The 18849-nt window shown below is 67.0% G+C and carries 13 protein-coding genes; 9 read left to right on the top strand and 4 right to left on the bottom strand.

Features of this window, described 5'->3' with window-relative positions; genetic code table 11:
- Positions 1 to 5: 5 nt before the first annotated feature.
- Both ACW173_RS20955 and ACW173_RS20950 read right to left on the bottom strand, forming a co-directional pair.
- Complete coding sequence (locus ACW173_RS20955) at positions 6 to 956, bottom strand: nucleoside hydrolase (protein ID WP_492081995.1); 951 nt, start codon at positions 954 to 956, stop codon at positions 6 to 8.
- A complete protein-coding gene (locus ACW173_RS20950) occupies positions 953 to 1606 on the bottom strand; it encodes a phosphoribosylanthranilate isomerase (protein ID WP_492081994.1) in 654 nt (217 codons plus the stop codon). The genes ACW173_RS20955 and ACW173_RS20950 overlap by 4 nt, the downstream gene beginning before the upstream one ends.
- An 81-nt stretch (positions 1607 to 1687) precedes the next feature.
- On the opposite strand from ACW173_RS20950, the gene ACW173_RS20945 reads away from it, so the two are divergent.
- Positions 1688 to 2491: a carbohydrate kinase family protein gene (locus ACW173_RS20945; RefSeq protein WP_492081993.1), complete on the top strand. Its 804-nt coding sequence runs from the start codon at positions 1688 to 1690 to the stop codon at positions 2489 to 2491.
- 1 nt (position 2492) lies between these two features.
- Here ACW173_RS20945 and ACW173_RS20940 read toward each other — a convergent pair whose 3' ends face one another.
- Positions 2493 to 2858, bottom strand: a complete 366-nt coding sequence (locus ACW173_RS20940; RefSeq protein ID WP_492081992.1) for a VOC family protein — start codon at positions 2856 to 2858, stop codon at positions 2493 to 2495.
- 77 nt (positions 2859 to 2935) lie between these two features.
- On the bottom strand, positions 2936 to 4207 hold the full coding sequence (locus ACW173_RS20935; protein WP_492081991.1) for a NupC/NupG family nucleoside CNT transporter: 1272 nt from the start codon (positions 4205 to 4207) through the stop codon (positions 2936 to 2938).
- A gap of 280 nt (positions 4208 to 4487) precedes the next feature.
- Here ACW173_RS20935 and ACW173_RS20930 point away from each other — a divergent pair, with 280 nt between their 5' ends.
- The 8 genes from ACW173_RS20930 to ACW173_RS20895 all read left to right on the top strand — a co-directional run bounded on the left by ACW173_RS20930 (position 4488) and on the right by ACW173_RS20895 (position 18766).
- On the top strand, positions 4488 to 6860 hold the full coding sequence (locus tag ACW173_RS20930; RefSeq protein ID WP_492081990.1) for a TonB-dependent receptor: 2373 nt from the start codon (positions 4488 to 4490) through the stop codon (positions 6858 to 6860).
- Positions 6861 to 6995: 135 nt separating this feature from the next.
- Positions 6996 to 8009, top strand: a complete 1014-nt coding sequence (locus tag ACW173_RS20925; RefSeq protein WP_492081989.1) for a LacI family DNA-binding transcriptional regulator — start codon at positions 6996 to 6998, stop codon at positions 8007 to 8009.
- Positions 8006 to 8989, top strand: coding sequence for an esterase-like activity of phytase family protein (locus ACW173_RS20920; RefSeq protein WP_492081988.1), 984 nt, complete (start codon positions 8006 to 8008; stop codon positions 8987 to 8989). Before ACW173_RS20925 ends, ACW173_RS20920 begins: the two co-directional genes overlap by 4 nt.
- 404 nt (positions 8990 to 9393) lie before the next feature.
- Complete coding sequence (gene pelA, locus ACW173_RS20915) at positions 9394 to 10740, top strand: pectate lyase (protein ID WP_492081987.1); 1347 nt, start codon at positions 9394 to 9396, stop codon at positions 10738 to 10740.
- A gap of 209 nt (positions 10741 to 10949) precedes the next feature.
- Positions 10950 to 14279, top strand: coding sequence for a TonB-dependent receptor (locus tag ACW173_RS20910; protein WP_492081986.1), 3330 nt, complete (start codon positions 10950 to 10952; stop codon positions 14277 to 14279).
- 51 nt (positions 14280 to 14330) lie between these two features.
- Positions 14331 to 16988 (top strand): glycosyl hydrolase, encoded by a 2658-nt coding sequence (locus tag ACW173_RS20905; protein ID WP_492081985.1) that lies wholly within the window; start codon positions 14331 to 14333, stop codon positions 16986 to 16988.
- Positions 16989 to 17046: 58 nt separating this feature from the next.
- A complete protein-coding gene (locus tag ACW173_RS20900; protein ID WP_492081984.1) occupies positions 17047 to 18003 on the top strand; it encodes a 2-hydroxyacid dehydrogenase in 957 nt (318 codons plus the stop codon).
- On the top strand, positions 17987 to 18766 hold the full coding sequence (locus tag ACW173_RS20895) for a kinase (RefSeq protein ID WP_492081983.1): 780 nt from the start codon (positions 17987 to 17989) through the stop codon (positions 18764 to 18766). The genes ACW173_RS20900 and ACW173_RS20895 overlap by 17 nt, the downstream gene beginning before the upstream one ends.
- The last annotated feature ends 83 nt before the right edge of the window (positions 18767 to 18849 follow it).

Here is an 18849-nt window from a genome sequence, read left to right as displayed (position 1 = left end):
CCCGGCTAACCGCCCGACCTCAGCGTCTGTTCGAAGTGGGTGACGAGATCAGCGCCATCCGCTCGAACGCACACCGTGGTCGAGGGGCCGCTGGTGGCCCAGGTTGTCTGTCCAGTGCGCTCGCCGGAGATGGTGACCGAGAGGACCCCCGAGCGCGTCGAGAACAGATCGGGCCGGGTCAGGCTGATAAGCGCGGCGACGTCATGCAACACGCACTGGGGCTGGCCGTCGTGCCGGGCGTAGGCCTGGGCGTAGGTCCGGGTGACCTCGTAGGCGAAGCGGCCCGCATCACCGCGCTGGGCGAGATCTCGCGCGGCGGCGTCGGGCCACACGCAAGACATGGTGGCGTCCAGCGGGATCAAGGTGATGGGCCACGGCGCCGCCAGCACCTCGGCCGCCGCTTCGGGGTCGTTGTGGATATTGGCTTCGGCGAAGGGCGTGACATTGCCGGTCCGGCCGTCGCCGCCGAAAGCCCCGCCCATGATCGTCACCCCATGGACCAGTCCAGCGATGTCGGGGGCCGCGCGCAGGGCCAGGGCCAGGTTGGTCAGCGGACCAATGGCGACCAGCGTCACCGCCCCAGGATGCGCGCGGATCAGGTCGATGATGCGCTCGTGGGCGGCGCCGGGATCGGCGGGGTGGGGCGGGGCGCCGCCGAGCGCGATGTCGCCCAGTCCGTTCTGGCCGTGCACATGCACGGGCGAGGGGCCGCGTGGCCGGCTCAGCGGCGAGCCGGCGCCGCGATGGACGGGCGCTGAGAGGCCCAGGCGGGCGCGCAGCCACAGGGCGTTGCGGGTCGTGGTCTCGACATCGGCATTCCCAAACACCGTGGTGATGGCCAGCAGGCGCAGGTCGCTCCTCGCTCCCTGGCTTCTGGCGCGCAGGTAGAGCAGCGCCAGGGCGTCGTCGACGCCAGGATCGGTGTCCAGGATCACCAGCCGCGGCGAAGCGCTCATCCGTAGACCGCGCGGCAGACGGCCTCGCACTTGGCCAGGTCGAAGGCGCCGTCGGTGCGCACGCCAGACTCCATGTCGATCCAGTAGAGCGCGCCCTCGGCGGCGGCGATACGGGCCAGGATCTCGGTCACGGTGTCGGGCCCGATACCGCCCGAAAAGCCACAGAACGGTCCCTCGGCCGGCGGCGGCGCGGGCCAGCGATCGGGCCGCGCGCCCGTGCCGAACGAGACGTCATACAGCCAGTCGACGCCGGTCTGGTTTAGCGGGAAGGCGGCCGAGCACTGCAGCACCGTCCGCACGCCCAGGCGACGGCCATAGTCGCGCGCGGCGGCGATCTGGGCCGGCGTGCTGCCCTTGAAGCTGTGATTGACCTGAACCCGCTGGACGCCGGCCGGGGGCAGGGGCGCGGTCAGAGGGGCCGTCGCGATCGTTCGCGCCGCCTCGCCGCAGACATGGGCCGCCCAGCGCAGGTCGCGCGCGGCCAGCAAGGCGTCCCGGATCTCGGCGCGAGGGAAGAGGGCGTTGTCCTCCTGGGCCGGGTCGACCAAGACGCCCCATTCGATCGGATACCGTGACGACAGCGCCTTGAGGCCTGGCAGCAGCTCGAGGCGGTCGACGCCGGTGAAAGCGATGAAACTGGGCGGATGCATGACGGTGTCCGAAGGTCAGAATGTCCTTGCAAACTAGCTAGTGAAACGTTTCAGTCAAGTCGCTGAAACGAGAGGTGGCGGATGGTGCGGGTGGCGGTCGCGGGGTTCGCGACGATCGACTATGTGGTCAGGGTCGAGGGCGACTTCACCGGACGCGGCACGCGGCTGATGCGCGAGGCCGCCTGGCCGCGCGCGGGCGGAGCAGCGCTGTACGCCAGCGCGGCGCTCGCCAAGGCGGGCTTGAACGCCGCGCCCCTGACCTGGATCGGCGACGACGCCGATGGCGAGGCCTATCTGGCGGCCTGCGTGGCGCTGGACGGCGTCGCGGTCACGCCGGGCGCGCCGTCCACGCGGTGCCTGCTGATCTACAACGCCGACGGAACCTATGGTTGCCTGCTGCGGCCGGGGCTCGCCGAACTGACCGAGACTCAGCTGCGCCTTGTCGCTCAGGCCGAATGGCTAGTCATCGCGGCCGGCCCGCCGGAAATCACTGCGCGGCTGCTCGAGGTCGAAGGCGGCCGCCTGGCCTGGATCGCCAAGGACGATCCGGCCTGCTTCCCGCCCGACCTCGTGGCGCGGCTGACGGCGCGGGCGGAGGTCATATTCTGCAACGCCGGTGAGCGCGCCTGGCTGGAGCGCGGTCGTACCGATGCCGTCCCCGCAGGCCAGATCCTGTTCGAGACGCGCGGTGCGGACGGTGTGCGGGTCGAGGCCGGAGAGGCCTTCCACCTGCCGGTCCCGCTCCTGATCGTCGACGACGCCACCGGCGCGGGCGACACCTTCGCCGGCGCGGCCTTGGCGGCGTTGATCACCGGCGACTCGCCGCGCGCGGCGGCCGAGGCTGGGATCGCGGCGGCGGGCGCTCTGCTGGCGACCAGACGATAGGTCAGCTTCTGTACTTGAAGAGGCCCAGGCTGTTGCCCTCGGTGTCCTTGGCGTAGAAGAACGACCCCACCGGGATGTCGATGACGTCCGACACGACCTCGCCGCCGCCTTCGCGGACGCGCTCCATGGCGTCGCTCAAGGCGTCGTTCACGGCGAAGTGGGTTGTCGCGCCGGCGCCGTTCGTCGCCGGCTGTCCGGGATAGATATGGCCCGTCGCGTGCCCGTCCTTGGCGTGCGGAAGCAACCAGATCGGATTGGGGCCGCCGTCCTCCAGGGTCACTTCACCCTGCAGCAGGATTTCATAGAACCTGCGCGCCCGCTCGGGGTCCGAGGCGGGGATTTCGGTGAATACGATTTGCGCGCTCATCGGCTTGTTCCCTCCAGGTTGAACACGCCATTCCTTCCACACCGCTCCTGACAGCCTGCTGGCAGGAGTGAGGGTCCCTAGCCCGCGATCACGCCCATGATCGTCGCCGTCAGACAGGTGGTCAGGAACGCCGCCGCCAGCGCCCTGAAGCCCAGCTCGACGACCTCGCCGACCTTTTCCGGGGCCATGGACGACAGGCTGCCGATCAGGATCGCGACGCTGCCGACATTGCCGAAACTGCCCAGGGCGTAGGTCAGGATCAGCAGGCTCTTGTCGCTGAGCGCGCCGGGCGGCAGGGCCATCATGTCGCTGTAGGCCACGACCTCGTTGGCGGCGACCTTGGTTCCCAGGATCGACCCGACGGTTTGCAGGTCGGGCAGCGGCGCGCCGGTCAGCCAGACGATCGGCGTCAGCAGCCAGCCCAGGATCGCGCCGAGCGTCAGCGGCGCGCCCGCATGAGGAATAGCGCTCAGGCCCATGTTGATCAGGGCGATCAGGCCGACGAAGACGATCAGCAGGCCGGCGATGTTCAGCACCATCTTCACCGCGTCCAGCGTGCCGAAGGTCAGGGCTTCCAGGCTGCCGCGATAGGGGCTGGCCAGGACGATCGGCTCATGCGCCTCGCCAATCTTGCCTGGGGAGGGCGCATCACCGGGAATGATCAAGCGCGCCATGCCGATCGCCATCGGCGTGCTGATCAGCGAGGCGATCAAGAGGTGGCTGAAGGCGTTGGGCACCTTGATCGCGATCAGCGAGCCCAGCACGATCATCATCGAGCCGCCGATCACCGACAGGCCATCGACCATGATGATGAAGATCTCGGCGCGGGTCAGGCGCGGCAGGAACGGCTTGATCAGCAGCGGCGCCTCGACCATGCCGAGGAATACACAGGCCGAGGTCGAGACCCCGACCGGGCCGCTGACGCCGAACAGCTTGCCGAACGCCCAGGCGGCCGCGCGGACGATGACGATCAGCACCTTCCAGTGCCACAGCAGTGCCGACAGCGCCCCGACCAATAGGATGGCCGGCAGGGCCTGGAAGGCGAAGATGAAGGCGGCGCCGGGGTCTTCCATACTGAACGGCGCGCGGCCGCCGCCCAGATAGCCGAACATGAAGCTGGACCCCGCGCGTGATGCGGCCTGCAACGCGTCCACCGCATGGGTGGCGGCGGCGAAGCCGGCGGTGATGGCGGGGACCTTGGTCAGCAGCAGGGCCAGGGTGACCTGGCACGCCAGACCGACCAGCACGGGGCGCCAGGGCAGGGCGCGGCGGTTCTCCGACAGCAGCCAGCCGATCCCCAGGAACACCACGACGCCCAGCAGCGCCCGCGCGGTTTCGTTGTCCGGCATGTCCCCTCCGACGACGGTCCGGTCGAATCTATAGAGTGAAACGTTTCAAGGAAATAGCATCTGAGCGCGTGGATTATGGGTGCAACCGTTTCGCTGTCGGATCGTCCTGACTTTGTAGGCCTGCCCGAAAAATCTCATAGATAGCAATGTGCGCGGCCGAATTGAGCACGGAGCGATCTCCGCTCGCCTGTGATGAAATTGTCATTGAACTCGAATATGAAACGTTTCACTAAATTGTACCGACGCCCGCCGAGGCGGGTCGCCTGAAGGGGGCTTGAACATGAAGACGTCCATCTGGCTGGCTTCGAGCGCGCTGTGCCTGGTCATGGCCGCGCCCGCCATGGCTCAGCAAGCCGCGCCGGCTACCGAAACCGTTGACGAGGTGGTGGTCACCGCCGAGCGCTTCGGTTCGGGCCTAGCCCGCGCCACGTTCACGATCGGCGCCGAGGACATCCAGGAGCGTCCGCTGGGCGCCGAGATCGCCCAGGCCCTGGTCAAGGTGCCGGGCGTGCAGGTCTCGACCGGCGACAGCCGCGGGGGCAGCTTCTCGTTCGAGATCTACATGCGTGGCCTGTCCGACGAGCAGGTCGGCCTGACGCTGGACGGCATCCCCACGGGCGACAGCCGCTTCAACGGCGGCTCGCCGCCGCAGCGCTTCATCGAGAGCAGCAACGTCGGCAAGATCACCGTCTCGCAGAGCGCGGGCGACATCGGCGCGCCGTCGCGCTTCGCCCTGGGCGGCTTCATCGACTTCGTCACCGACGCGCCGCGCAAGGACTTCGGCGGCACGATCGAGGCGGGCCTGGGCTCGTTCGACTTCCGTCGGATCTATGGCCGCGTCGACAGCGGCGAGATCGCGCCGGGCCTGTCAGGCTACCTGACCTATTCGCACCAGGAGAACGATGTCTGGGCCGGCCGCGCCAGCCGGGGCAGCGAGCGCGATCATTACGAGTTGAAGGTCGTGAAGGACTTCGACAACGGCTCGTTCGTCAAGGCTCGCGTCTCGTACAACGATCAGAAAGACAACGACTTCAACATCGTCACCAAGGGCGAGTTCGAGGCCGCGCCGCGCAGCGACCGCGCCCTGGACGCTATCACTGGCGTCCCGGCCAAGGACATCGATTTCGGCGGAGCCCTGGGCGGTTGGCGCAAGGACTGGTTGGGCTATGCCAACAGTCACGTCATGCTCAGCGACGCGGTGAGCATCGACGTCAATCCGTACTACCAGACGCTGAAAGGCGAGTCGTTCCGCTACCAGGACCGCCAGCGCGTGCTGACCGGCGGCGATCCGCGCGCGGTGACCGGCTACAACGCCAATGGCGGGGCGGTGCGGCCGACCCTGACCACGATCCGCAACAGCAATGTCGTCGGCGGTCCGGCCGACATGCGGGTGACGCCCCGCGACCGCGATCGTTACGGCGTGACTGGTGAGCTGAAGGCCAGGTTCGGCGGCCACAGCCTGCGCTTCGGCGGCTGGTGGGAAGGCGGCGATTCCACGGAGAAGCGCAACTTCTATCCGATCATCAATTCGGCCCAGAGCACCGCCTATGACCGCTCGAAGCTGAACTATGTAGAGTACGAACGCACGGCGTCGGTCGAGACCACCATGCTGTACGCCCAGGACGAGTTCCGGCTGCTGGACGACAAGCTAAAGGTCGACCTGGGTGTCACCTGGTACGACGTGAAATACGACGCCAAGTCGCCGCTGGAATACAAGGCCAACGTCAAGTTCTCGCAGCACTCGGACCTCAATCCGAAGCTCGGCGCGACCTATCAGCTCGCCGACGCCTGGGAGCTGTTCGGCGGCTACGCCAAGAATTTCGCCGGCATCCCGGAGGACGCCTTCCTGGGTTCGACGGCGGTGATCAGCCCCAAGGACCTGGATCCGGTCGCGACCGAGAACCTGGACCTGGGCCTGCGTTACGTGAAGGCGAACATGGCTTTCTCGATCCAGGCCTATGACGTCGAGCTGAAGAACAATGTCGGCATCGTGCCGCGCGACCCGACCGCGACCCTCGACCCCGACGAAGTCGTACGGGGCAACGTCGCGACCAAGGCGGTCAACATCGCGGGGATCAAGACCAAGGGCGTCGAGCTGACCGCCTACTACGACTTCGGGGCCTTCGATCTCTATGGCTCCTATTCGCGCCAGGACGCCAAGCACGACAATCCGGCCGTCGGCGGCGCCGCGCGCAAAGCCCTGGCCGCCGTCGCCGTGATCGGTGGGGCAGGGGTGCGCGACATCCCCAAGAACAGCGTCTTTGGTCAGGTCGGCTGGAAGCCCTTCAGTGGTCTGAAGATCGACGCCAATGTCCGTTATGTCGGCGAGCGGGTGGGCGGCCACATCGTGGCGCCGACCACCTTCCAGGAACTGGGCGTCGAGATGATCGACGCCTACACCCTGATCGGACTGTCGGCCACATACGACCTCAAGCGCGCCGTTAATTCAAAGGGTTGGGGCGTTCCGGACCTGCGGCTCCAGTTCAACGTCGATAACCTGTTCGACGAGGAATATATCGGCGCGGTCAGCGGCTCGACGGCCACCCAGCCGGAGTTCGGCTACACCGCCGCCTCACCCAACGCCCGCACCCTGGACCGCTACTTCGTCGGCGCGCCGCGCACCTATACCGTCTCGGTGAAGGCGCGGTTCTAGGGGGGGGCTAGGACCAGGGGCGCTCTCTCCCCTTGTTGAGCGCTCTTGCGGGGCGGATCGCGACTCCGCCCCGATCCCTTTCTTGACGCTGGCCCTGAAAGCTTTCACCTCGTGGCCGAGCAACGGAAACCGAGTATGGCCAAGTCCGACCCGCCGCCTATTGATCCGCCGCGCAGGGCGACCTTGAAGGAGGTCGCCAAGGCCGCAGGCGTGTCGCTGGCCAGCGCCTCCTACGCGATCAACGGCGCGGGCTCGGTGGGCGAGGCGACGCGGGAGCATATCCTCAAGGTCGCCGCCGAGCTGGGCTATCGGCCCAACCAGAGCGCCAAGGCCATGAAGACCGGCAAGACCGGGGCGATCGGCCTGATCCTGCCGGACCTGACCAACCCGTTCTTCCCCAGCCTGGCCCAAGTCGTGATCCAGGCCGCGCGGGCCCACGGCTATAGCGTCTTCCTGACCGACACCGAGGGTTCCGCCGAAGCCGAACAACGCGCGGTCAGCTTGCTGGTCGATCACGGCGTCGACGGGGTGATCTGGTTTCCGATCGCCGACGACGGTCCGGTCGGGCGCCTGATCGAGGGCGTGCCGACCGTGGTGCTGGACCGCAACCTGTCGGGTTATGACGTGATCCAGGCCGACTATGCCGAGGGCGGACGTCTGGCGGCCGAGCACCTGATCGCGGCGGGGCATGTGAACATCGGGGTGATCTCCGGCCCGCACGCGGCGTCCAGCGCCCGCCAGCGCGCCGAGGCGGCCATCGCCACGGTTCGCGAGCGGGGCAACCTGGTCTGGCACGTTCACAACGCCTTCTCGCTGGACCTGGAGCCGGCCGTGACGGAGGCGCTGGAGAGCCGCGCCGCCACCGCGGTGATCGCCGGCGCCGACTTGATCGCCATCGGGGCCATGCGCCACATTCGGGGCATGGGGCAGGTCGTGCCGGACGACGTGTCGGTCATCGGCTTCGACGACATCCCGTGGGCCCAGCTGCACACGCCAGCCCTGACCACCATCGACATGCCGGTCGAGGACATGGCCGCCGCCGCCGTCGAGACCCTGATCCGCCGCATGGCCGCCCGGGGCGAGCCTCGCCGCCGGGTGGTGTTCAATGTCGAGCTGATCGAACGCGACAGCGTGCGCGTCCTGAGGTGAGCGCGCTGCTCGGCCTCGCCCTGGCTCTGAAGCTGCTGGCGAGCTTCGAGGTTCCGAAGGCCCTGGCCGTCGACGGCGCGCCGTTCGGCGGGATCTCCGGCCTCGACTACGACCGGCGCAGCGACGAGTGGCTGATGATCTCCGACGATCGGTCGGACAAGGCGCCGGCCCGGTTCTTCGTCGGGCGGCTGGACGCCAAGGGTCTGGCCGTCACGCGCCAGGTCCCATTGCGCCGCGAGGATGGCTCGACGTTCCCGAATACCGGAAATGGCGAACGCGCCGACGCCGAGGCGTTGCGGATCGATCCGCGGAACGGCGATCTCGTCTGGTCGACCGAGGGCGACGCCTCGCGTGGTTTCGACCCGGCCGTCCGTAGGATGGACCGCGAGGCGACGGCGAAGGGGACGATCCCGACGCCGTTCAGCTTCAAGGATGGCGCGCGGCCGAACCTGACCCTGGAGGGGCTGAGTTTCTCGCCGGATGGCCGCTGGCTGTGGGTCTCGATGGAGGCGCCGCGGGTCCAGGACGGGCCGGTCAGCACCGTCGCGGCCGGGGGCGTCACGCGGATCACCAAGCTGGATCGCCAGGGCAACGTCGCCGCGCGATACGTTTATCGCCTGGACCCCATCCAGGCCGCGCCCGCCCGTCGCGGCGACAACGGCGTCAGCGAGATCCTGGCGCTGGACGATCACCGCCTGCTGGTGCTGGAGCGGTCAGGCGTCGAGGACGCCCAAGGGCGCTTTGCCTATCACTGCCGGCTCTACCTGGTGGACATGCGCGACGCCAAGCCGGGCAGGGTTCTGGCCAAGCGCCTGCTGGTCAATTTCGATCGCATCGCCAGCGGCGCCGCCAATTTCGAGGCGATGGCCTGGGGGCCTCGGATCGAAGGCCGAAGAACGCTGGTGCTGTTCGCCGACGACAACTTCAACGCCGGCGACGCGGGCCGAGTCATGGTCTTCGTGGACACGTCTTCAGACTGAAATCCCAGCATCCTCATCGACCGGCGGAAATTGGATAATCCAATTCCGGGTCCTTGGCTGACGTGGGCTTGACGTCGCCATACGGCGTTTCGTTTCCAGACTGCAGTTCATAACGCATTGATAAACAAAATAACTATCGCCTCCGCGACGCCTTTCTCGGCGTCCTCGAGAGACGTGGCGTCCCTGTAGGCGGCGGTCGTTCCAGCGGATTGGTCTGCCCGCATGGATGAAATTCCATTCATTAGTGATTGACTTGCGCCCGACTAACGCGTTCCATCATGTGATTGGTAAGGCCAACATCTGGGATAATGGTGTGCGGCATGGTAGGCCTCGCAGCGCGCCGGTCGGCGTGAGTCGAGACCGGGCATCAGCGTTGTTGGCAATAAGAACAGTCGGGTGAGGAAGTGACGCAGAAAAACGGACTGGCCAGCGCGGCCGTCACTGTCATCGTTGGTCGTTCAGGGCTCGCTGGCGGCGTTTGCCTGGCGGCGCTCCTGGCTTTCGCCCAGCCAACGCTTGTCCACGCATCCGTGATCGGTAAGAACCAGCCCGCGCAGTCGCTGACCGTTGAGCGCCTGTCGGAATTGCCGGCCTCCCAGCGCGCGTCCTGGGCCGCCTATATCAAGCGCTCGCAAGCTCAGATGCAGAAGGACAAGGCGACCTTGGCCGAGGAGCTAACGCCGGGCCAGACGCCGCCGCCTCCGCCGGAGGCCGGCAGCGGCCACATGCCGCTCGACAAGGACCCGGCCTGGTACGCTGGTCCCGAAGCCAGGGCGATCGCCGACACCATCGTCAGCTTCCAGACGCCCGCCGGCGGCTGGAGCAAGAACCAGGATCGCACCAAGCCCCCGCGCCTGAAGGGCCAGCGCTACGCCAACAACGCCGAGCACATGGCGTTGGACGACAGTTTCGATACCCCAACGGACCGCTTCTGGACCTTTGTCGGCACGCTCGACAATGGGGCGACCACGACCGAGATGCGGTTCCTGGCCAAGGTGCAGCAACAGGCTCCCGGCAAGGAGGGCGACGTCTACCGCGCCAGTATCATCAAGGGCGTGAACTACCTGCTGGCGGCGCAGTATCCCAACGGCGGATGGCCGCAGAACTATCCGATCGAAGGAGGGTTCCACGACGCGGTGACGTTCAACGATAACGCCGTGGCCGAGGCCGCGATGATCCTGGAAGACGTCGCCGAGGCCAAGGAAGGCTTCGATTTCGCCCCGCCGGCCCTGCGCGAGGTCGCCGGCGCCGCATCGGCGCGGGCGATCCGACCCATCCTGGACGCCCAGGTCGTGGTCGACGGCAAGAAAACCCTGTGGCCGCAGCAGGTGGACCCGCTGACGCTGAAGCCCAGCTCGGCGCGCGACTACGAGATGCGCTCGCTGGCCAGCGGCGAAAGCACCGACATCCTGCTGTTCCTGATGCGTCAGTCCAAGCCCACGCCGGAAATCAAGGGCGCGGTCCATGCCGGTGTGGCCTGGCTCAAGGCTCATGCCGTCCGCGACAAGGCCTTCACCAAGGTGAGCGACGAGGAGGGGCGCAAGCTGATCGATCAACCCGGTGCGGGTCCGATCTGGTCGCGCAACTACGATATCCGCACCGGCCAGCCGATTTTCGGCGACTGGGGCAAGACCATCCACGACGACGTCAACGAGATCTCGAAGGGGCGTCGTAATGGCTATTCCTGGTACTCGGCTGGCCCTCAAAAGGCTCTGGACGTCTATGAGCGCTGGGCGCCGGCCAACCCTTAGGACCCTTAGGACCCTTAGGACCCTTAGGACCCTTAGGACGCTTAGGCGCGCCTGAGTGGCGAGGACCAGGAAGACCTTCGACTGAACGCGAAAGCGGCTTTCCCACGGGGGTGGGGAGGCGAGGAAGACCTGTGGGCGTGACCGTGAAAACACGGCGCGCCCATCGAGACGCGAAGAAATAAGGCCGAAAGGCCGGGGCAGGGAACAACATGAAACTCTCGAAGAACACAGATGCCGTCGCTGTGAAGCTGATGGTCGGCGCGTCGATCCTGGCGCTTGCCACCGGGGCCGCGACCGCCGTCCGCGCTCAGGCCGTCGCCGTCGCGGCCGCGACGCCGGCCGCCAGCGAGCAGGTGGAAGAGATCGTCGTGGTCGGGGCGCGCAAGGCCGAGCAGTCGGCGATCCAGCGCAAGAAACGCGCAGCCACCAACCAGGACTCGATCGTCGCCGACGACATTGGCAACTTCCCCGACAAGAACGTTGGCGAGGCCGTCGCCCGCATCGCCGGGGTTGCTCTGGATGTCGCCGACGACGGCGAACAGGGCGGATTCTCCATTCGGGGCCAGGGCGCCGACCTCGTGCGCGTCGAGGTCGACGGCATGTCGATGTTGTCAACCCGCAGCCAGGACGGTCGCTCCGTGACCAGCCTCGGCGACATGTCGTCTGACCTGATCAAGAGTGTCGACGTGATCAAGGGACAGACCGCTGACATGACGCCCGGCGGCGTCGGCGGCACGGTGAAGATCGAACAGCGCGGCGGCCTGGATTTCTCCAAGCCGATGGTGAAACTGAACGTCCAGTACCAGAACAGTTCCCTGGAAAGTAAATGGACGCCGCGCATTAACGGCTTCGCCACGCGCAAGTTCTTCGACGGCCGTCTCGGGGTCCTCGTCAATTTCACCTATGATGACGCGCGCGCGGTTATCGACACCGCGCGGGTTTCGGACAAGCAGGCCGGCTATCTGCCGCTCGGCGACCATGACAACGCGGCGGGCAAGAGCTTCACGACGCCGTTCGACCCGATCGCCGCGGCCGTGACCAGCAAGGCCGGCTGCGCGGCCTTGCCCGCGCCGGCGGCCAACCAGGCGGACTCCCGCCTGAACTGCTATGCGCAGTTCGAGGATTTCGTCCCGTCACTGGTCCGCTTCAGCCGAGGCGTGCGGCAGGACAAGCGCTATTCGGCCCAGTTCCGCGCCGACTTCCGAGTCAACAACGACCTGACCGTCTTCGCCTCTTACAACCCCAACATTCTCCGGCAGGATTCCGACGCCTTCAATCTCAGCGTCGCGAGCCCCACCGGGACAACCAGCACGGCTGGCGTCCTGACGACCAACATGCGCAACGTGACGGTCAATCCGAACCACTACGTCACGCAGTATGATCTGATCCGGGGCAACGGCGCGACGACCCTGAACTGGACCTCTCAGGACCGCTACATCGAGCGTCGTGACCAGCAGCACTATCTCCAGGCCGGCGCTGACTTCAACAAGGGCCCCTGGATCGTCAAGGCTCGCGCCCAGTACGGCCTTGCCAAGGGCAAGCGCGAGGACGAGGCCTTCAGCTTCGTGGCCTCGATCCCCCAGGCGACATTCAAGATGGTGCCGGAGAACGGTCTCTGGACGATCCTGACCCCGTCCTCGGTCGATCTGACCAGCGCCGCCGCCTACTATCCTGTCCTGGGCGCCAACGGCCTGAGCGCGACCTCGCAGCTGGAATACACGCCTCAAGCCGACAAGAGCAGCGAGCTGAACTACCAGATCGACGTCACGCGCGAGTTCGACCACTTCGGGCCGGTGAGGACCTTCAAGTTCGGCATCCAACGCCGAGACCACGACAACACGACCTGGCGCGAGGCAGGCTTCGATATCGCGCCAGGCGTCACGCTGTATCGCGCCCGCAGCCTGGACCTCGTCCAGTTCTGCCTGCCGTCGGCGGCGCCGGCCTCGGCGCCCTGCCAGTTCGGCACGGCCAACCGCGCCAGCACCACGGTGCAGGATCAGCAGTACCGCGTCCACACCCTGACCCAGGATCAGTATCAGTCGCTGATCAGCAACAGCCTGCAGGACATTCCGGGCGGCCAGTTCTTCGGCGGCATGCCGGGGCGCGGCAACCTGCTCGACACGTGGTCGGCGTACAACTTCCAGACCTTCTTCAAGGAGCTGGGGCAGTCCGCGGACCTCAGTCGCCATAATCCCGACTGTCTGTATCGCTGCCAGGCGTCGGACGGCAAAACCTACGATCGCCCGTCATACTCGACCAACGAGAAGACCACCTCGGCCTACGCCATGATCGACTTCGAGACGCGGTTGGGCTGGATGCCGCTCATGGGCAATTTCGGTGTTCGCTACCAGAAGGTGGACGTGTCGGGCCAGCCGTCGATCATCATCAACAAGCTGACCATAGACCCGGCGACCCTGGCGGCCCTCAACGCCGGACAGATCGTCGACCCCAACAACGTCATCTCCAGCACATTCGTCTCTCGGCAGATGACCGACATCAAGCGGACCTCCAACGACTTCCTCCCCAGTCTCAACCTCGCCCTGTGGCCGATCGAGGACCAGTTCGTCGTCCGCTATTCGATCGCCAAGCAGCGCGCGCGGCCCAGCATGCTGCAGCTGACCGGCGCCTCGGCCGCGACTTGCGGGAAGATAGACGCCGCGACGCGGGACGCGCTCGAGAAGCTGATCGCCCAGTATCCCGGTCAGTTCAACGACCCGAGCGTGGACGACGACGATGCGGCTGGCACGATCCGCGGCGATGCGGTGAACAGCTGCTCGGGTCGCATCGGCAATCCGGAACTGAAAGGCTATGCGGCGACGACCCAGAACCTGTCGGCCGAGTGGTATCCCAACCCCGACACCCAACTCAGCGTTGGCCTTTTCGCGATCGACGTGAAGTCGGGTTATCCCGACACCGCCACGGTGAACAACTACGACATCCAGGGCGACACCTACACCGTCAGCACCTATCGCGATGGCCCCAGCGGCCTGAAGCAGAAGGGCTTCGAAGTCGCTGGCCGTACGGCCTTCACCTTCCTGCCCTGGCGTTTGAAGTACACCGGCGCCGGCTTCAACTATGCGAAAACGGAGTCGAACGAGACCAATACGGAAATCGACCTGTTCTCGGGCAAGGCGCTGCCGCCAGCCAAGCAGTCCAGCTTCACCTACAATCTGAACTTCTGGTACGACGATGGCCGATTGAATGCGCGCGTGGCCTACCAACGCCGTGACATGTACTACGATCGCACGGAGGTGGCGGGCATCAACCGCATCCCGGCCGCCGGGGGCGGAACGACGACCTCGTACTACAAGATCGTCTCGCCGATCTTCAAGATCGGCACCAAGTCGTTGGATGCGCGGGCCTCATACAAGCTGAACAAGCGGATCCAGCTGTTCGCCGAAGGCAAAAACCTGCTCGACGACAGCATGTCGCGCTTCACGCCGGACGCTTACCGCGAGATCGGCAACGGCACGCCTTACGTCTACGACACGACCTATTTGGGCCGTCGTTATTATGTCGGTCTGATCGCGACGTTCTAGAGTTCAAGACAGGACCGGCCTCCCGCGAGGCCGGTCCGTGGGGTTTCAGCCATGCCGGCGACACGTCGTGGATTCCTGCTGGGCGCCAGCGCACTGGGCTTGCTCGCCGCCCTACCGTCGATGGCGGCGGAGCGGCCTGGCCTGGCGCGGCTGGCCGCCAGCTTCGTCCATCCGCCGGACGATAGTCGGCCCATGGCCCGCTGGTGGTGGTTCGGCGGCGCCGTCGAGGCCGACGAGATCGTCCGCGAGATCAAGGCGATGAAGGCCGGCGGCTTCGGCGGTTTCGAGATCCAGCCGGTCTATCCCCTGTCACTGGACGATCCGAAGCTGGGCATCCGCAACAAGCCGTATCTGTCAAAGGACTTCCTCGACATGGTCGCCGTCGCGGCGCGAACCGGCCGGGCGGAAGGGCTGCGCGCTGACATGACCCTGGGCTCCGGTTGGCCCTTCGGTGGACCGCACATCGATCCCGAGCACGCCGCCGCTCGCATCATCAAGCAGGACCTGCCCGCGCCCGGCGGCGCCGAGGCCGTGGACCTGCCGGCGCTCGAGCCGGGCCAGCGCTATGTCGCCGCCTTTGTTGGGACCTCGCCGGTCGACGCCCGGCCCGCCACGATCAACGGCGCCCGCGCGGCATTCGCCAAGGCTTCGACGGACCGGACGCTCTACCTCATCCTGCAGACGCGCACACGCCAGCAGGTGAAGCGCCCGACGGTCGGCTCCGAGGGCTTCGTGCTGGATCACCTGAATGCCCACGCCGTCCGCAAGCATCTCGAGACCGTTGGCGAGCCGCTGCTGGCGGCGTTCGGCGACGATCGTCCGCACGCCATCTTCAGCGACAGCCTGGAGGTCTACGGCGCCAACTGGACCGACGACCTGTTGCCGGAGTTCAAGGCCCGTCGCGGCTATGACCTGACACCATATCTGCTGGATCTGTTCCACGACACCGACCACGCGGCCGGGGTGCGGTACGACTGGGGACTGACCCTCTCTGAGCTGGTCAACGAGCACTACCTGTCCCAGGTCAGCGCCTGGGCCAAGTCGCGCCAGACTCTGTTCCGCTCGCAGACCTACGGCACGCCGGCCGTGACCCTGTCCTCCAACCGCCTGGTCGACCTGGCGGAGGGCGAGGGCGCGGAATGGCGGAGCGCGACCTCGACCCGCTGGGCCAGCTCGGCCAATCACCTGTACGGCCAGGCCGTCACCTCGGCCGAGAGCTTCACCTGGCTGCACAAGGGCGCCTTCCGGGCCACGCCGCTGGACATCAAGGCCGAGGCCGACGTGCTGATGCTGCAGGGCGTCAACCAGGTCATCGTCCATGGCTGGCCCTATTCGCCGCCCAAGGTCGCCGAGCCCGGCTGGGCGCTCTACGCGGCGGCGGTGTTCAACGACCACAATCCGTGGTGGCCGGTGATGGCCGACGTGAACCTGTATCTCCAGCGTTTGAGCCACTTGCTGCGCCAGGGCGAGAACGTCGCCGACGTGGCCCTGTACGTGCCCACCGAGGACATCATGTCAGGCTTCCAGCCGGGCAAGGACGTTTCGATCAACGACGTGCTGCGCAAGACCTTCCCGGCCGCCATCCTCGAGAGTCTGATCGATGGGGGCTACAACTTCGACCTGATCGACGGCGACGCCATACTGCGGCGGGGGATCCGCTACAACGTCCTGCTGCTGCCGCACATCGAGCGCATCGCGCCGGAAGCCTATGAGCGCATCCGCGCCTTCGCCGAAGCAGGCGGCATCGTCATCGCGGTCGGCGCGCCGCCCTCCAAGGCTCCGGGCCTGAAGGACGCCGAGAGCGGCCGCGTCGCCGCGCTGTCGAAGGCGGTGTTCGGCGCCAGGCGCGCGGCCGTCACGGACGAGGCGGGACTGGTCGGCGCGCTCAACGGCCTCCTGCCGCCCGATCTTGGCCACGCGCCCAAGGGCGTCGGCTACGTCCACCGTCGCCTGGCGGGCGGGGATCTCTATTTCGTCGCCAACACCACCAATGCGCCAGTCGTCGCGCCGCTGGCTTTCGGCGTATCCGACCGGGTCGGCCAGGCCTGGGATCCGGTGACGGGCGTCGTCGACAGCTTCAAGCCGGGCAGCGAGGTTCGCCTGGCGCCCTTCGAATCGCGGGTCTTCGTTTTCGGCCACGACCTGCCGGCGCCGCGAGAAGAGGCCCTGGCCAACGACCGCAGCCTGTCCCTGTCCGGCGGCTGGCGCGTGAAGATCGGCACGAAGACCCGCGATGCGCTCGGGTCGTGGACCGATGACCCGTCGCTTCAGCACTATTCCGGCCAGGGAACCTACAGCCGCGACATCGAGCTGACGGCGGCGGACCTGGCTTCACCGGTGATCGCCCTCGACCTGGGGCAGGGCGGGCCAGGCGTGGCGAACGAGCGCAAGGGCCCCGGCTACTACGCCCAGTACGACGCGCCGGTTCGCGACGCGGCCGAGGTGTTCGTCAACGGCCAGCGGGCCGGCGCGATCTGGTGCGCGCCATTCCGACTCGATCTCAGGCGCTGGTTGAAAGCGGGACGAAACCGGCTGGAAATCCGCGTCTACAACACCGCGATCAACAGCCTGGCCGGGCGTCCGCCGACCGATTACAGGGCCCTGCGCGATGTCTATGGCGACCGCTTCCAGCCGCAGAACATGGGTGAGCTCAAGCCTCTGCCGTCGGGCCTGCTGAGCGAGCCGACCCTGTGGTTCGGCCCGGCCTGACCCTGGTCGCGCCGGTCCAGGACCGCTACGGAAGTGGGATCCAATCTGAGTTGAAACGATGAAGCCGAAGATCCTGATCAGCCGCGGTTGGCCCGAAGTCGTCCAGCGGCGCCTGACAGCGCGCTACGATGTGACGCTGAATGCGACCGACACGCCGATGACGCTCGCCCAACTGCGAGCGGCGATGGGCGAGTACGACGCCGTGTGCCCGACCGTGTCCGACAAGATGCCCGCCGAGGTGCTGAGCACGGCTGGCGCGCGGGTGAAGATCATCGCCAACTATGGCGCGGGCTTTGAGCACATCGACCTGGAGGCCGCCAAGGCCGCCGGCCTGGTGGTGACCAACACGCCCGACGTTCTGACCGACGCGACCGCCGAACTGGCCGTGCTCTTGATGCTGATGACCAGCCGCCGCGCCGGGGAGGGCGAGCGCGAACTAAGGGCCGGGCAGTGGGCCGGTTGGCGGCCGACGCACCTGCTGGGCCAGTCGCTGGCCGGCAAGACCCTGGGCCTGGTCGGCTACGGCCGCATCGCCCGCGCCACCGCCTTGCGGGCCAAGGCGGCGCTGGGCATGGAGGTCGCCTATTACAGTCGTCGGCGCGCGACCGATGAGGATGGCGCGACCTATCACGAAAGTCTGGAAGGCCTGGCGACGGTCTCGGACGTACTGTCGCTGCACACGCCCGGCGGGGCTGAGACGCATCACCTGATCGATGGCGCGCTTCTGGCGCGGATGAAGCCGACGGCGATCTTGATCAACACCGCGCGCGGCTCGGTCGTGCATGAAGCGGACCTGGCCCAGGCCCTGACCGACGGCGTCATCGCCGGGGCGGGCCTGGACGTCTATCAGGGCGAGCCCAAGGTCAATCCGCTGCTCCTGGCCGCGCCCAACACAGTGCTGCTGCCGCACCTGGGCAGCGCGACCCTGGAAACTCGCACGGCCATGGGCATGCGGGCGGCCGACAATCTCGACGCCTTCTTCGACGGGAAGCCACCTCTTGACCGCGTCGCTTGACGCTGTCGAGGAGGCGCTGGAGGGCTGGCGTAGCGACGGACCGTTCATCCTGGGCGTTTGTGGCGCGCAAGGCTCGGGCAAGTCGACCCTGGCCGGGGGGCTGAGGGCGCGTCTGACCGCGAAGGGCCTGCGGGCGGCGATACTCTCGTTGGACGACCTTTATCTCTCTCGTGCGGAGCGCGCGCGGCTGGGCCAGATCGTCCATCCCCTGTTCGCGACGCGCGGTGTCCCAGGGACTCATGACGCCGCGTTGGGCGTCCGCCTGTTGGACGCCATCCGCGCCGGCGCCGACGTGGTGCTGCCACGCTTCGACAAGGCCATGGATGATCCCGCGCCGACCGGAACGCTGGTGAATGGCCCGCTGGATGTCCTGATCTTCGAGGGCTGGTGCGTTGGCGCGCGCGCTCAGGATGACGCGGCCCTGATAGCGCCGGTCAACGCCCTGGAAGCCGAGCGCGATCCGCATGCCACCTGGCGGCGCTTCGTGAACCTGGCCCTGGACACCGACTATGCCGACCTCTTCGCGCGGATCGACCGGCTAGTCCTCCTCGCCGCGCCCGGCTTCGAGATCGTGCGGGACTGGCGGATCCAGCAGGAACACGACCTGCGCCGCCGCGTCGGCGAGGTAGCTCGGACGATGAGCGACGACGAGATAGGCGTCTTCATCCAGCACTATGAGCGCCTGACCCGTCACATCCTTTCCGACATGCCGGCCTATGCTGACCTGACGCTATGGCTCGACGAGCAGCGGCGCCCCGCCTGATCGGCTTGGGGCTGGGGCGGCGGCCCGCCGGGACTTTCCTCACCGACCGGATGAGGATTTCGTCCAAGCCTGCGTTCTGCCCT

Source organism: Caulobacter sp. ALps2 (assembly GCF_058681635.1).
This window is presented reverse-complemented; position numbering and strand designations above follow the sequence as displayed.